The organism is Streptomyces sp. NPDC031365, assembly GCF_055569765.1.
The window spans coordinates 180631-194346 of the sequence record NZ_JBVIIM010000012.1 but is presented as its reverse complement, the minus strand read 5'-3'; the positions used below and the strand labels follow the sequence as shown (position 1 = coordinate 194346).

Annotated in this window: 13 protein-coding genes and 1 pseudogene; 4 read left to right on the top strand and 10 right to left on the bottom strand. The window is 71.1% G+C overall.

From position 1 onward, the window contains the following. Nucleotides 1–70: 70 nt before the first annotated feature. Nucleotides 71–769 (top strand): FadR/GntR family transcriptional regulator, encoded by a 699-nt coding sequence (locus ACZ5C2_RS19985; protein WP_468792709.1) that lies wholly within the window; start codon nt 71–73, stop codon nt 767–769. A 24-nt stretch (nt 770–793) separates the two neighbouring features. Here ACZ5C2_RS19985 and ACZ5C2_RS19980 read toward each other — a convergent pair. After that, nucleotides 794–1106, bottom strand: a pseudogene (locus ACZ5C2_RS19980) (SDR family oxidoreductase); the annotation flags it as partial. Nucleotides 1107–1488: 382 nt separating this feature from the next. Between ACZ5C2_RS19980 and ACZ5C2_RS19975 the strand changes: the two are divergent. Both ACZ5C2_RS19975 and ACZ5C2_RS19970 read left to right on the top strand, forming a co-directional pair. After that, on the top strand, nt 1489–2550 hold the full coding sequence (locus tag ACZ5C2_RS19975) for a right-handed parallel beta-helix repeat-containing protein (protein ID WP_468792707.1): 1062 nt from the start codon (nt 1489–1491) through the stop codon (nt 2548–2550). A 48-nt stretch (nt 2551–2598) separates the two neighbouring features. After that, nucleotides 2599–3627 carry a methyltransferase gene (locus tag ACZ5C2_RS19970; protein ID WP_468792705.1) on the top strand — a complete coding sequence of 343 codons (1029 nt, stop codon included), beginning with the start codon at nt 2599–2601 and terminating at the stop codon, nt 3625–3627. A gap of 100 nt (nt 3628–3727) precedes the next feature. On the opposite strand, the gene ACZ5C2_RS19965 is transcribed toward ACZ5C2_RS19970, so the two are convergent. The 7 genes from ACZ5C2_RS19965 to ACZ5C2_RS19935 all read right to left on the bottom strand — a co-directional run bounded on the left by ACZ5C2_RS19965 (nt 3728) and on the right by ACZ5C2_RS19935 (nt 9055). Next, nucleotides 3728–4063, bottom strand: coding sequence for a TcmI family type II polyketide cyclase (locus ACZ5C2_RS19965; protein ID WP_468792704.1), 336 nt, complete (start codon nt 4061–4063; stop codon nt 3728–3730). Between the two features lie 52 nt (nt 4064–4115). Further along, complete coding sequence (locus ACZ5C2_RS19960) at nt 4116–4598, bottom strand: SRPBCC family protein (RefSeq protein WP_468792702.1); 483 nt, start codon at nt 4596–4598, stop codon at nt 4116–4118. 2 nt (nt 4599–4600) lie between these two features. Beyond that, nucleotides 4601–4861, bottom strand: coding sequence for an acyl carrier protein (locus ACZ5C2_RS19955; RefSeq protein WP_360407950.1), 261 nt, complete (start codon nt 4859–4861; stop codon nt 4601–4603). Between the two features lie 27 nt (nt 4862–4888). Then, nucleotides 4889–6133, bottom strand: a complete 1245-nt coding sequence (locus ACZ5C2_RS19950; protein WP_468792700.1) for a ketosynthase chain-length factor — start codon at nt 6131–6133, stop codon at nt 4889–4891. Next, complete coding sequence (locus ACZ5C2_RS19945) at nt 6130–7398, bottom strand: beta-ketoacyl-[acyl-carrier-protein] synthase family protein (protein WP_468792699.1); 1269 nt, start codon at nt 7396–7398, stop codon at nt 6130–6132. The genes ACZ5C2_RS19950 and ACZ5C2_RS19945 overlap by 4 nt, the downstream gene beginning before the upstream one ends. Then, nucleotides 7395–7862, bottom strand: coding sequence for a cupin domain-containing protein (locus ACZ5C2_RS19940; RefSeq protein ID WP_468792697.1), 468 nt, complete (start codon nt 7860–7862; stop codon nt 7395–7397). Before ACZ5C2_RS19940 ends, ACZ5C2_RS19945 begins: the two co-directional genes overlap by 4 nt. A 68-nt stretch (nt 7863–7930) precedes the next feature. Further along, the gene (locus ACZ5C2_RS19935; protein ID WP_468792696.1) at nt 7931–9055 is read right to left on the bottom strand and encodes a SchA/CurD-like domain-containing protein; all 1125 of its coding nucleotides are present in this window, start codon (nt 9053–9055) and stop codon (nt 7931–7933) included. A 269-nt stretch (nt 9056–9324) separates the two neighbouring features. Between ACZ5C2_RS19935 and ACZ5C2_RS19930 the strand changes: the two genes are divergently transcribed. Next, entirely contained in the window at nt 9325–10977 is a 1653-nt protein-coding gene (locus tag ACZ5C2_RS19930) for an FAD-dependent oxidoreductase (protein WP_468792694.1), read from the top strand. Nucleotides 10978–10995: 18 nt separating this feature from the next. On the opposite strand, the gene ACZ5C2_RS19925 is transcribed toward ACZ5C2_RS19930, so the two are convergent. Next, nucleotides 10996–11961 (bottom strand): hypothetical protein, encoded by a 966-nt coding sequence (locus ACZ5C2_RS19925; RefSeq protein ID WP_468792692.1) that lies wholly within the window; start codon nt 11959–11961, stop codon nt 10996–10998. A 157-nt stretch (nt 11962–12118) separates the two neighbouring features. Next, nucleotides 12119–13564 carry a glyceraldehyde-3-phosphate dehydrogenase gene (locus ACZ5C2_RS19920; RefSeq protein WP_468792691.1) on the bottom strand — a complete coding sequence of 482 codons (1446 nt, stop codon included), beginning with the start codon at nt 13562–13564 and terminating at the stop codon, nt 12119–12121. Nucleotides 13565–13716 lie beyond the last annotated feature (152 nt).

The window sequence follows — 13716 nt, the reverse complement described above, 5'->3', positions numbered from 1 at the left end:
GCGCTATCATTAAATGATTCGATGAATAACGTCCAGGGGGTGAGCAAAGATCGTGGTGCACTTTTTGACCATGCACCAGCGCGTGGTCGACGAGCTCGGTCGGCGCATCGCCGGTGGCGCGTGGGAACCGGGGGACCCGTTGCCGGTCGAGGACGCGCTCGCGGCCGAGATCGGTGTCAGCCGAGGGGTGTTGCGCGAGGCGGTCAAGTCACTGGTGGCCAAGGGGATGCTGCACGTACGCCCGCGCACCGGCACGCGCGTCCTGCCCCCGGAGCACTGGAACCACCTGGACCGTGACGTGCTGCGCTGGAAACAGGCCGGGGACGCCACGGCTCTGCTGCGCGACACGACCGAACTGCGCCGGATCGTCGAGCCCGAGGCGGCCCGGCTCGCCGCCGGCCGGGCCGGCCCCGACGACGTACGAGCCCTGTACGACTCCCTGGCGGCCATGGAGACAGCGGCGGCGGAACCCGGCCGCGGCGGCTACGTCGAGGCCGACATCACCTTCCACCGGGCCCTGCTCGACGCCAGTGGCAACCGTCTCCTCGGCTCGCTGGGCCGCGCCGTCGACATCGCGCTGGAACACAGCTTCCTCGTCAGCACCCGGACCCCCGGCGCGGTGGAAGCCTCGCTGCCGGGCCACCGCGCCATCGTGCGGGCCGTCGAGGCCCGCGATCCCGCGGCCGCGGCGGCGGCCGTACTGGCCATCATCGAAGCCGCCGAACAAGAGATCGCCCAGTCACCCGATGTGCCGGGCCGTGCCGTATGACCCGGAGAACGAACCGGTGCCCTGTCACGCGGCCGCCCAGCCGTCGTCCACCGGCAGGATCACTCCGTTGACGTTGCTCGCCGTGTCAGAGGCGAGGAACAGGGTGGCCGCGGCCTGTTCCTCGGGCGGGGCCGGCGTCGACGGCGATGCCGGTGGCGGTGCCGCCCAGCGCGATGGCGTCGGCCCGGATGCCCTTCCGCCGGTACCTCACCGCGAGGTTCTTGGCCAGGCCCACCGCACCGTGCTCCGAGGCGGTGTAGGCGGCGCCCGCCGCGCTGCCCCGGAGGCCCGCCCCGGAGGTGGTGTTGACGACGGCTCGCTCGCCGGCCGCCAGCAGCCGGCACCGTCGGGCCGGTCCCCGGTACGGCGACGACCGCGGGACGACGCCGGCGGCCCGCCAGGGGTCCGGGTGTCCGGGGCACGGGCATACTCCGTCCGGCTGGCTGCGGTGGCTGGGCGCCCGGAGTCACCGGCGCCCTGGATCGCGGGCGCGTCAGAGCCAACGACCCCGCGGAGCGGCGGGACGGACGAGGCGGCCGCAGCCGAATGGGCGAGCTCCGGGCCGGCGGCGCGCGCCGGTGCGACGACTCCTGCCGGGGCGGCGCCGTGACCTCAGTGGCCGGCCGCGGGACCGGACCGGTTCCGGTGGCCGACGATCACCGCGCCCGGCTGGGTGATCAGCGGTGGCGGGGTGGACCACCCGCTCATAACTTCGGCACATGAACAGACGACACATCGCGTATCTCGCCTGCACCGCCGCCATCGTGGCCGCGGGACTGGGTGCCGCTCCGTCGGCCCCTCACCCGACCGTGCACCGTGTACAGCCCGGGCAGTCGATCCAGAAGGCCGTCGACGCCGCCGAGCCGGGGGACACCGTCCTCCTCGCGCCCGGTACCTACCGGCAGAGCGTCGACATCACCGAGTCGGACATCACCCTGCGGGGCCACGGTGCCACCCGCACCGTGCTGGTGCCCGCCAAGGCCCCCGGCAAGAGCGCCTGCGCCAAGGCGGGCAACGGCATCTGTGTCACGGGCACCGACAAGAAGCCCGTCGAGGACGTCACCGTACGGTCGCTGACGGTGCGTGGCTTCGCCGAGAACGGGCTGTGGGCCACCGGGACGAACGACCTCAGGGTCCAGTACGTGACCGCGGAGAAGAACGGCCAGTGGGGCATCGCCGAGGAACGCTCCGTCAGCAGCGTGCTCAGCCACAACCTCGCCCGGAAGAACGGCGACGCCGGACTCTTCGTCGCCAACACCGTCGACACCGAGGAGGGCGCCCGGGACGCCGGGGAGACGCAGATCCGGCACAACAGGACGGAAGGCAACCGGGTCGGCGTCACCGTACGGCGGCTGCGGAACCTGAGCGTCTCCCACAACGAGGCCACCGGCAACTGCGCCGCCGTGTTCGTGGTCGGCGACGAGTCCAAGCCGCGCGCCGGCCATCTGAATGTGACGTGGAACCGCATCCACGCCAACAACAAGTACTGCGCGAAGACGCCGCGGCTGCCCTTCCTGCAGGGCTCGGGCATCGTCCTCACCGGTGTCGAGGACACACGGGTCGCCTTCAACCGGGTCGAGGACAACAAGGGCACCTCCCCGCTGTCCGGAGGCATCGTGCTGTTCAAGAGCCTCGTCGGCACGCCCAGCGAGCGCAACGAGATCCGCGACAACCTGGTGACCGGCAACAGCCCTGCCGACCTGGCCAACCGGGACACCGCCAAGACCAACACGTTCAGCCGCAACACCTGCACGCTCTCCGAACCCGCCGGAATGTGCTGACCTGTTCCGCCCCCCACCGACTGCACAACAGCAGAAGCGAGGCAACGGATGACCACCGTTGATCCGGCTCCCCCGCCGCCCATGCGGCTGAGGGAGCTCGTATTCGGGGCGGCCTGCGCCGCCGCCGTACGCGCGGCCGTCCGGCTGGGCGTGCCGGACGCCCTGGACGACAGCCCCATGACCGTCGACGACCTGGCGACGGCGGTGAAGACCCAGCCGCACACCCTGCGGCGGCTGCTGCGCGCACTGTCCTGCCAGGGTGTCTTCACCGAGAACCCCGACGGCACCTTCGAGCACACCGAGATGTCCAGGCTGCTGCGCGAGGACGACCCGCACAGCCTGCGCTACATCGCCCTGTGGTGCACCGAGCCGTGGACCTGGAGCGTCTGGCCGCGGCTCGACGAGGCGGTGCGCTCCGGCCAGGGCGTCTTCGAAGACGTGTACGACCAGGAGTTCTTCACGTATCTCAACGACTCCGCCCCCGAGTCCGCCCATGTGTTCAACCGCGCGATGACGACATCCAGCGAACAGTCCGCCCGGGACGTGGCCCTGCTGCTCGACCTGGACGATGCCTCCTCGGTCGTGGACATCGGAGGCGGCCAGGGGCACGTCCTGGCCAGCCTTCTGGAGAAGCACACTCATCTCCACGGCACGCTGCTGGATCTGCCGGGTGTCGTCGACAACGCCGACCCGCGGCTGCGCGAGGGCGGCGCCCTCGCCGGCCGGGTCGACGTCGTGGCGGGCGACTGCCGCGAGGGCGTGCCCGTCCGGGCGGACGTGTACATCATCAAGAACGTCCTGGAGTGGGACGACGACAGCACCCGCCGGGTGCTGGCAGGCGTCCGCGCGGCGGCGCGGCCCGGAGCCCGTGTCGTCGTCATCGAGAACCTCGTCGACGACACCCCGTCGATGCGGTTCACCACCGCCATGGACCTGCTGCTGCTCCTCAACGTCGGCGGTGCCAAGCACACCCGGCGGAGCATGGTCGACCGCCTCACCGGCGCGGGCCTGGTGATCGACGAGATCCGCCCGGTCAACGCGTATCTCCACGCCTTCGAGTGCACCGTGCCCGGCTGATCACACGGCGCGCGAAAGACCCGAGGCGCGAAAGACCCCGAGGCCGCCGGCTCCGCGACTGACGCGGGACCGGCGGCCTCGGGGTTTCGGCGGGCCCGGCTCAGGAACCGGCGCCGCGCTCCCAGCGGTAGAAGCACTGCGCCATGGCGTCCTTCGGGCCCCGCCACGTGGCCGGGTCGTACGGGCTGACGTACGCCTCCAGCCGCTCGCTGACGCCACGGAACTCGGGGTGCGAGGCCAGCTTCGCGATGGCGGGCGCCGGATCCTGCTCTGCCTCGATGAGGTGCAGGTACACGTCGTCCCCGAACTGGAAGAGACTGCGCCGGCTGACACCGACCAGGTGGGGGAGCTCACCCCGGTCGGAGGCGGCGAACACGTCGGCGATGTCCGGCGCCGAACCGGGCTTCATCCGGGCGACGATGAGGGCGTGGTGCATGGGGGTGTCCTTCCCTGTTCTTCCGCGTCCTGTCCTGTCCGGACCGGCGCGCTCAGCGCGAGGACGCGACGGACGCACTCTCGCTGTCGCGGGCGACCTGCTCGATCCGGTCCCGGATGAGGGCCATCTGCGTACGGGAGTTGCGGTTGATGTTGTCCGTCATCCAGTCGTCGTCGACCGGGGCGTCGGGCTTCATCGCGAAGTCCTGCGTCCAGCGCATCTGGACCCCGCCGGGCAGCTCCGCGTACTCCCACAGGATGTCCATGTGGGCGAACGGTCCCGTTTCGACACGGCGGGCGCGCACGGTCCGCTTCTCGCGGTCCGGTGTGCGCTCCGACACCCAGCTCCACACCTTCCCGTTCTCGTCCGGGTGCATGGTCAGCCGGAACGTCGTCGTGGCGCCCTCCCGGGAGAGGACCTCCACGGACGCGTACTCGCTGAACAGCCGCGGCCAGTTCTCGAGGTCGTTGGTCATCTCCCACACCAGGTCGAGGGGAGCGTCGATGGTGATGCTGTTCTCCGTGTGTCCGGCCACTTTCAGGCTCCAGCCGTGAGGGTGCTGTTGATGAGGTTCAGGAACTCCCGGGGCGTCCTGCAGCGCTCCGAGTCGGGGGGCAGCGACTGCCCGTACCGGTTCTCCAGCTCGCCGACGATGCCGAGCAGTCCGAGCGAGTCCAGACCGAAGGAGTCGAACGGGGACTCCGCGGCCTCCTTGAGTTCCCGGGGGTCGACGGTGATGCCGGCCGCCTGCTTCATCAGGGCGGACAGCTCGTCGAAGGTCACTTCGGTGGTGATCATGGGTGACTGCTCCTTCCCCGCCCGGACCTACCGGACGGAATCGTCACCGCGGCGCACGACCAGCGCCGCGTTGGAGCCCATCAGTCCCCTGCTGAGGACGAGGGCGGTGCGCAGTTCGGCGGGGCGGGCGTGCGACATCACCAGGTCGAGGTCGTGGCAGATGTCGAACACGTTGGGCGTGGGCGGCACCTGGCCGTTCTCCATGGCGAGCACCGCGGCCACCGTGTCCAGCACGGGCGCCGCGCAGTAGGCACGGCCGATGCCGGTCTTGGGCGCCGTGACCGGCACCCGGGTGCCGTGCGCGCCGAGGGCGTCGGCGATCGCCAGCGCCTCCGCGCGGTCCGCCTCGGGCACGCCCAGGGCGTCGGCGAACACGACGTCGATCTCCTCCGGGGCGCAGCCCGCCTCGGCCAGGGCGCCGGAGATCGCCCGGGCCAGACCCTCCCGGGACTCCGCCCAGCGGGATGCCCCGGTGAACGTGGCGGCATGCCCGGCCACGGTGGCCCGTACGGGCACTCCGCGCTCCCTGGCCCGGACCTCGTCCTCGACGACGAGCAGCGCGCCGCCCTCGGCGGGCACGAATCCGCATGCCTTCTCGGTGAACGGGCGGTACGCGCGGTCGGGGTCGTCGACGGTGCTGAGCTCGGGATAGCCGAGCTGGCAGACCATCGAGTACGGGGCCAGCGGCGCCTCCGCGGCTCCCACGACCATGACGTCGGTGCCCCGCCGCACGGCCCGGCTCGCATGGGCGAGGGAGTCCAGACCGCCCGCCTCGTCACTGGCCACCACCCCGCACGGCCCCTTGAGGCCGCCGCGGATGGAGATCTGGCCGGTGCTCGCGGCGTAGAACCAGGCGATGGACTGGTACGGGCCGACGAACTTGGGTCCCTTTCCCCACAGCTTCTGCAGCTCGCGCTGGCCGAACTCGCCGCCTCCGGATCCGGCGGCGGTGACCACACCGACCGAGAACGGCTCGGCGGGATCACCGCCGAGTCCGGCGTCGTCCAGGGCGAGGGCGGCCGCGGTCATCGCGAAGTGGCTGAACCGGTCGGTCTGCACCAGGAACCGGTCCTCGATGAGGGCGGCCGGGTCGAAGGACCGGACCTCGCCGGCCACCCGCAGCGGCAGGTGCTCACAGCCCTCACGGCTGATCAGGTCCAGTACGGTGAGGCCTTCGCGGACGGACTTCCAGTAGGCGTCCGTCCGCTGTCCGTTGGGGGCGACCACACCGATACCGGTGACGGCCGCGCGCCCGGGGCGCCGATTGCTCATCGTGTCCTCCCGCCCGTCCCGGTCAGCAGCACCGCGGACTGGAAGCCGCCGAACCCGCTGCCGACGGAGAGCACGTTGTTCAGCTTCCGCGGGCGGGCGGTGCGCGGCACATAGTCCAGGTCGCACTCCGGGTCGGGAGTCTCGTAGTTCGCCGTCGGCGGCACTACCTGGTGCTTCAGCGCGAGGACGCAGGCGACCACCTCGATCGCGCCGATCGCACCCAGTGAGTGCCCCACCATGGACTTGATGGAGCTCATGGGCGTCTCATGGGCGTGCGCGCCCAGCGACCGCTTCACGGCGGCCGTCTCGTGCCGGTCGTTCTGCCGGGTGCCGGAGCCGTGCGCGTTGACGTAGTCGATCAGCGTGGGGTCGATACGGGCCTGGTCGAGCGTGGTGTCGATCGCCCGGGCCATCTCCAGTCCCTCACTGGTCAGACCGGTCATGTGGTAGGCGTTGCCGTAGGTGGCGTACCCGCTGATCTCACAGAGGATCTCGGCGCCGCGGGCCCGTGCGTGCTCGTACTCCTCGAGCACGAGCACCGCCGCGCCCTCACCCATCACGAAACCGTCGCGGTGGGCGTCGAAGGGCCGCGAGGCGTGCTCGGGGTCCTCGTTGTTGGGCGATGTCGCCTTGATGGCGTCGAAGCACGCCATCGTGATCGGTGAGATCGGCGAGTCCGACGCCCCCGCGATGCAGACGTCGGCCCGGCCCTCGGAGATGGTGTGGAAGGCGTAGCCCACCGCGTCGAGCCCGGAGGTGCAGCCGGTGGAGACCGTCTGCACCGGGCCCCGGGCGCCGAACCGCTCGGCGACGACCGAGGCGAGGGTGCTCGGGGAGAACGCCAGGTGCAGCTTGGGCTCGGCCTTCTGATGGTCGACGTCCCAGCGCCGGCCGCGTTCGCTGACCCGCACGTAGTCGCTTTCCAGCCGGGTGGTGCCGCCGACCGCGCTGCCCAGCGAGACCGCCGTGCGCCAGGGGTCCACGGCCCCGGTGTCCAGTCCGGAGTCCCGCACCGCTTCCGCGGCGGCGACCGCGGCGAATTGGATGTAGCGGTCGGCGTGCTGACACAGATCCGCGTCCAGCCCGTGCTCGAACGGGTCGAAGTCGCACTCGGCGGCTATGCGTGAGCGCAGGCCGGCCGGGTCGAACAGGGAGATGCCGCGGGTCGCGGTGCGGCCGGCTGCCAGAAGATCCCAGAACGCCGTCGCTCCGATGCCGCCGGGAGCGACCACACCTGTACCGGTGACGGCCACTCGCCGGGTCATTTTATGGCCTCGCTCGGCTCGGCCGCCCGGCCGTGCTCGGGGCCGCCGACCTTCAACTGGGGCCCGGAGACAGCGCTTTCGGTCTCCTCGGTGTCGACATGACCAAGGCTCGGGTGCGGGGCCAGCGGGCCCAGGTGGAACACCATGCGGGCTTCCTGGTCGCCGACGTTGCGGAAGCGGTGCCGCATGTCGACCGGGATCATCAGTCCCTGCTCGGCGCGGAGCGCGAACGGCGCGCCGTCCAGGTCCACTTCGAGGGCGCCACTGACCATGTACACGAACTCCTCGGAGTACGGGTGGTAGTGCTCGCCGATGCGCTCGCCGGGCTTGATGATGGCCAGCCCCATGAAACCGCTGGTGGAGCCCACGGTGGCCGGTGTGAGCAGGGTCCTGAGGTCGCCCCCGCGCCGTCGGTTGGGTTCCGTCTCGCTCAGGTCCACGATGCGTGGATGCTGCTTGGACATGGTTGATACCTCCGGTGTGCCGGTGACGTCCGGGCGGGCACGGCCGCGGACGTCACCGCGGTCGGCCGTCAGGAATGCGCGGAGCTGCGGTCGGTGACGGGCAGCATGTCGGCGTGCGCCAGGAGCCGGTTGAGGTTGCGCTCCGAATCCAGGGCGCCCTCGACGCCGATCGCGGCGCCGTCCAGGAGACGCTCCAGTTCCGCCGCCCTGCCGGGGCCCTTGATGCCGAGGGCGGCGAGCGGGTCCAGGTCGAGTTCGCCGGTGACGTCGACGAGGCGCACCACGATGTCGTCCCGCTGGAACACGGTGCTGGCGAACACCGGGCTGTCCGGGTCGTCGGCCGCGGACTCGTCCTGTTGGGCGAGGAAGCGGGCCAGGTCCGTGCCGCGGCCCTCGACGGCCGGGTAGTACAGCGCGTGCCGCCGCAGCCCGGCGGGTTCCGGGCGCCCGGCCGCCACATGGTGGACGGCGGGGAGCGCCGCCCGGGTGAAGAACAGCCGCGCGGACTCGGGGTCGGTCAGATCCCGGTCCTGCTCCAGATAGGGGTTGATGGCCTCCTCGACCGCGCGTACCTCCGGCTGACGTGCCACGTGGCGCAGCGCGGCCAGCAGGTCGCCCTCCACCTCCACCGCCCGCACCACACGGTTGCCGTACATGAAGAGCGAGGTGCGGCGCAGCCGTGTGGTGTCGTCCACCTGCGCCTTGGGCGACCTGTAGGCGGCCAGGTGCTCCGCGACCTTGGACTCGGAGCCCGGCTTGACGGTGAAGGTGAGGGCGTGGCGCGCCACACCGTCGCCCACGCGGGCGGCCGACTGGAGCCCGGCCGCCGCGGCCTCGGGGGTGAGCGGCCGGTCGGGGTGGGTCTCGCGCAGGACGCTGTAGCGCATCGACCGGGTGTCGCGGACGCAACTGTGCATCGGCCGGACGGTCTCGACGTGCTCCTCGCTGTTCACCCACGCGAGGAACGGCGGGGCGCTCTCCCACTCGCTGGTGATGAGCCACTGCGAGGGGTTCTCGATCGACTGACACAGCTGGTCACTGAGGTGACCGGGGACTGACGCGACCTTGTTGCGCATGTGCTCGTAGGCGTCGAGGAACTGCTCCTGGGCTCCTTCGTACAGGTCGAGCAGCAGGATCACCCGCAGCCTGGACCCGTCGAAGGCGGACTGCGATATGCGTCCCGACATGGTCATCCGGCGCACCTCTCCTCTTCTTCGCGAAGCCTCTGCGTGAGGCCTCTTCGACCCGCTCTTCACGGAAGGTCAGGAACGACCGCCATGTCCGATGGGCCGGGGTCGCCATGTGTCGATGGTTGACGCGACCCCCGGAGCGCGCGAGCGACACGGGGCACCCGGGTGAATCGCGCGCCATCCGGGTGCCGCAGGGACGCCGGCCGGTCCGTACCGGGCATGGAATGTGCGTCCTGTTCCTCAGCCCGTACCGGGCACACTGGAGGCGCTTCATGAACCGATCGGACACGGCCGGCGAGGCGGTTCACCGCACGCCCGTCCTCATCGTCGGCGGCTCCCTGGTGGGCCTGTCGATGTCCCTGTTCCTGGGCCGGCTGGGGGTGCCGCACACGCTCGTGGAGCGCCACGCGGGCACGTCGATCCATCCGCGCGGACGGGGGAACAACGTGCGCACGATGGAGCTGTTCCGGACGGCCGGGGTGGACCGGCGTATCGCGGAGGCGGCGTCGGTGCTGGCGGACAACCACGGCATCCTGCAGACACCGAGCCTGGTGGGCGACGCCGGCGAGTGGCTGTTCCGGGAGATCGACCCCGGCGGGGGACTCGCCCGGTTCAGCCCTGCCGGATGGTGCCTGTGCAGCCAGAACGACCTCGAGCCGGTGTTGCTGGAGAGTGCCCGCGCACTCGGCGGGGACCTGCGCTTCGGCAGCGAGATGATGTCGTTCGAGCAGGACCCCGACGGGGTGACGGCGCGGGTCAAGAGCCGGGAGACGGGCGAGCACACCACCGTCCGGGCGGACTATCTCGTGGCCGCGGACGGTCCGCGCAGCCCCGTCCGCGAGCGGCTCGGCATCGGGCACAGCGGCCCCGGCGACCTGTTCCACAACGTCAGCGTCACCTTCACGTCCCGGGACCTCGCCGATGTCGTCGGCGACCGGAAATTCATCGTCTGCTACCTCACCAGCCCGGACGCCGACGGAGCGCTGCTCCCGGTGGACAACCGGGAGCGGTGGGTCTTCCACGCGCCCTGGCACCCCGAACACGGCGAGACCCTCGAGGAGTTCACCGACGAACGGTGCGTCGCCCATATCCGGCGGGCCGTCGGTGTACCGGACCTGGACGTGACGATCACCGGCCGGGCCGCCTGGCACGCCGCCGAGCGGGTCGCCGAACGGTACGCCGACGGCCGGGTGTTCCTGGCAGGTGACTCGGCCCACGAGATGTCACCCACCGGGGCGTTCGGCTCCAACACCGGCATCCAGGACGCCCACAACCTCGCCTGGAAGCTGGCCGCCGTGCTGGGCGGCTGGGCCGGACCCGCCCTGCTCGGCACGTACGACGCCGAACGCCGGCCCGTCGCGGAGGCGACCAGCGCCCGCGCCTCGTCCCGCTCGGTGGAGCACAGCCACCCCGGGTACACGCCGGCCGGCGGGACGGCCGGCTCGGAGGGCAGGAAGGGTGGCATCCTCAACGTGGCACTGGGCTACCGCTATCCGAGCGGCGCCGTCCTGGGCGCCGATCCCACAGCACCGGTCGTCCCCGACGCGCTCGCGCTGACCGGTGAGCCCGGCACCCGGGCCCCTCACCTGTGGCTGGACCGCGGCGGCAACCGGATCTCCACGCTCGACCTGTACGAGCGGTCCCTGGTCCTGCTCAGCGCGGAGAACGGCCCCTGGCACACGGCGGCCACCGAGCTCGCGGCCCGGCTGTCCGTCCCCCTCGACGCCTACCGCATCGGCGAGGGCCCGCACGCCGACCTCACTCCCGAACCCGGTACGGACTGGGCCGGCGCCCACGGCATCACCCCGGACGGCGCGGTGCTGGTCCGTCCCGACGGCTTCGTCGCCTGGCGCCACACGTCCCGCCCGGCCGACCCCGCACGGTCCTTGCGGGAAGTGATCACCAGCACCCTGAGCCTCCCCTGACAGGGCCGGTGGAAGGGCTCAGCCGCCGATGCCGCCCTGCCGGCCCCGTTCCGACTTGGCCAGGTGCTGTTCGTAGCGCTGGACGGCGGGGCCGTCGGCATCCCACGGCCAGGGCGTGACCGTGCCCTGGAGGGCCTGGAAGACGGAGTGCGCGTCGGCGGCGCGCCCGGCCGCGCACAGCGCGTACGCCAGCACGTTCAGGTCGGCCGCCGCCGCCGCGTGCTGGAAGAACCCCGGCTTCGCCCACAGGGCGGCCGCCTGCTCCAGCGCCGCCGCGATCTGTCCGCCCGACCAGAGCTGACCGGCGGTCATGGCGCGGACGCCGCCCTGTGCCAGCAGTCCCTGGTACTGGCGGACGGCGGCGGTCAGCTCCACCGCCGCACACGGCGCGTTGGCCGGGATCCTGCTGCGCACCACGTCGACGAAGTCGAGCACGGATGCACTGGAACCGCCTTCCTCCGGCGACAGATACGCGAGCATCTGCAGATACGCCTCACGGTGCCAGCGGTCGCGTCCGGTGGCCTCCCGCCACACCGCGTTGACGTCGTTCTGGCCGTACCGCTCGATCCGTGACACACCGATCAGGGCCACCCACGGCAGCGGATCCTCCGGTCTCAGTTCGGAGGCCCGGTGGCAGTGGGAGACCAGCTGTCCGGCGTCCTCCAGATGCCCGTCCCGCAGTCCGCGCGCCAGCTGGGACCAGGCGTGGAACACCAGGGCGTCGGCGCTGTCCGGCTCCCTGGCCAGCCAGGCGGAACCGGTCCCGGTGTCCGCCGTCGCCTCGGCCAGAACGGACACCCGGTGGCTGCGGCTGTCCCAGTCGTCCCCGGTCTCCTCCAGCAGGGTGGCGACGAGCGCCACGTCGGCCGACTTGCCGATCCCGCCCCGCTTGCTCAACTTCCCTGTCACCCGGGCCAGTTCGGTGTCGTCGAGGGCGGGGGCGATACGGGGACGTCTGCTGGTGCGACTGCTGAAGAGGGACATGTGCGAAGACTAGGAACTGCGCGTGCCCCGGCAACCCGTACGGGGTGATCGTTATCGATCTGGCCCTTACCGCCGGTCGTCCGGGCAGACCGGGGCGGGGCCGGACATCCCGTCCGCCCCGCCCCGTCACTCCGCCCGCGCGGGGCGGCCCCCCGGATCAGACCGCCGGCGCCGGGTACGTCGGGTACTCCACGCCCGAGACGTACTGGACGACACGGACGACCTGGCAGGAGTAGCCGAACTCGTTGTCGTACCAGAGGTACAGGATCGCGTTGTCGCCCTCGACCTTCAGCGCTCCGGCGTCCACGATCGAGGCGTGCCGGGAGCCGATGAAGTCGCTGGACACCGCGTCCGGTGCGCTGATGAAGTCGATCTGGCGCTTCAGCGGCGAGGTCAGTGACACCTTGCGGAGGTGGTCCAGGACCTCCTGGCGGTTGGTCGCGCGGGCCAGCTGGAGGTTGAGGATCGCGATCGACACATCCGGCACGGGGACCCGGATCGAGCTGCCCGTGATGGTCGCGTCCAGATCGGGCAGCGCCTTGGCGACGGCCGAGGCGGCGCCCGTCTCGGTGATCACCATGTTCAGCGGTGCGGAACGTCCGCGGCGCTCCGACTTGTGGTAGTTGTCCAGCAGGTTCTGGTCGTTGGTGAACGAGTGGACGGTCTCCACGTGCCCGCGCAGCACCCCGTACTCGTCCGCCATCGCCTTCAGCGGCGGCACGATCGCGTTGGTGGTGCAGGAGGCGCAGGAGAGGATCTGCTCGTCCGGCTTGAGGGTGTCGTGGTTGACGCCGTGCACGATGTTGGGCACGTCGCCCTTGCCGGGCGCGGTCAGCACCACCTTGTCGACGCCGGGACGCAAGTGGTTCGACAGTCCCTCGCGGTCGCGCCACTTGCCGGTGTTGTCGATGAGGATGGCGTTCCTGATGCCGTACGCCGTGTAGTCGATCTCCGTCGGGTCGTTCGCGTAGATCACCTTGACCGTGTTGCCGTTGGCGACGATGGTGCTGTTCGCCTCGTCGACGGTGATCGTGCCCTGGAACTGGCCGTGCACGGAGTCACGGCGCAGCAGCGAGGCCCGCTTGACGATGTCCTGCTCGCCGCCCCGGCGGACCACGATCGCGCGCAGACGCAGACCGTTGCCGGAGCCCGACTTCTCGATGAGCAGCCGGGCCAGCAGACGGCCGATGCGGCCGAAGCCGTACAGGACGACGTCACGCGGCTCGCGGCGCTCGATCTTGTCCGCGCCGGTCGCGCCGGAGACGGCCTCGGCGGTGAACTCGGCCACCGACAGACCCCGGTCGTCGGCGCGGTGGGCCTCGGCGAGCAGACCGATGTCGATCTGGGACGGGCCGAGGTCGAGCGTGGTGAGCGCCTGCAGGAAGGGCAGCGTCTCGGTGACCGACAGCTCCTCACCGGCGATCTGCCGGGCGAAGCGGTGGGTTTTGAGAATGCTGACCACCGACTTGTTCACCAAGGAACGGCTGTGCAGCAGGACGGTGACGTCCCGCTCCCGGTGCAGCTTCCCGATGACCGGGATCATCGACTCCGCGATCTCCTCGCGGTGCTTCCAACGGGTGAACGAGTCTTCGTTGACAGTCACAGGATCATCTTTCGAGCTAGAGGGTGCTCATATGATAGCCATGCTGTCGGGGCGTCCCGGAGGGGGTCTCCGCGGGGGAGGGGCGACCGGGAATTCGCAGGGTTGCGCGACATGCGACCGGGTACGCGTGCAGCACTGTGCCCGGGGCGGAT

Coding starts and splice junctions, on each gene's coding strand:
- ACZ5C2_RS19985 (WP_468792709.1), top strand. CDS start 71: ATGCACCAGCGCGTGGTCGACGAGCTCGGTCGGCGCATCGCCGGTGGC.
- ACZ5C2_RS19975 (WP_468792707.1), top strand. CDS start 1,489: ATGAACAGACGACACATCGCGTATCTCGCCTGCACCGCCGCCATCGTG.
- ACZ5C2_RS19970 (WP_468792705.1), top strand. CDS start 2,599: ATGACCACCGTTGATCCGGCTCCCCCGCCGCCCATGCGGCTGAGGGAG.
- ACZ5C2_RS19965 (WP_468792704.1), bottom strand. CDS start 4,063: ATGCACCACGCCCTCATCGTCGCCCGGATGAAGCCCGGTTCGGCGCCG.
- ACZ5C2_RS19955 (WP_360407950.1), bottom strand. CDS start 4,861: ATGATCACCACCGAAGTGACCTTCGACGAGCTGTCCGCCCTGATGAAG.
- ACZ5C2_RS19950 (WP_468792700.1), bottom strand. CDS start 6,133: ATGAGCAATCGGCGCCCCGGGCGCGCGGCCGTCACCGGTATCGGTGTG.
- ACZ5C2_RS19945 (WP_468792699.1), bottom strand. CDS start 7,398: ATGACCCGGCGAGTGGCCGTCACCGGTACAGGTGTGGTCGCTCCCGGC.
- ACZ5C2_RS19940 (WP_468792697.1), bottom strand. CDS start 7,862: ATGTCCAAGCAGCATCCACGCATCGTGGACCTGAGCGAGACGGAACCC.
- ACZ5C2_RS19935 (WP_468792696.1), bottom strand. CDS start 9,055: ATGACCATGTCGGGACGCATATCGCAGTCCGCCTTCGACGGGTCCAGG.
- ACZ5C2_RS19930 (WP_468792694.1), top strand. CDS start 9,325: ATGAACCGATCGGACACGGCCGGCGAGGCGGTTCACCGCACGCCCGTC.
- ACZ5C2_RS19925 (WP_468792692.1), bottom strand. CDS start 11,961: ATGTCCCTCTTCAGCAGTCGCACCAGCAGACGTCCCCGTATCGCCCCC.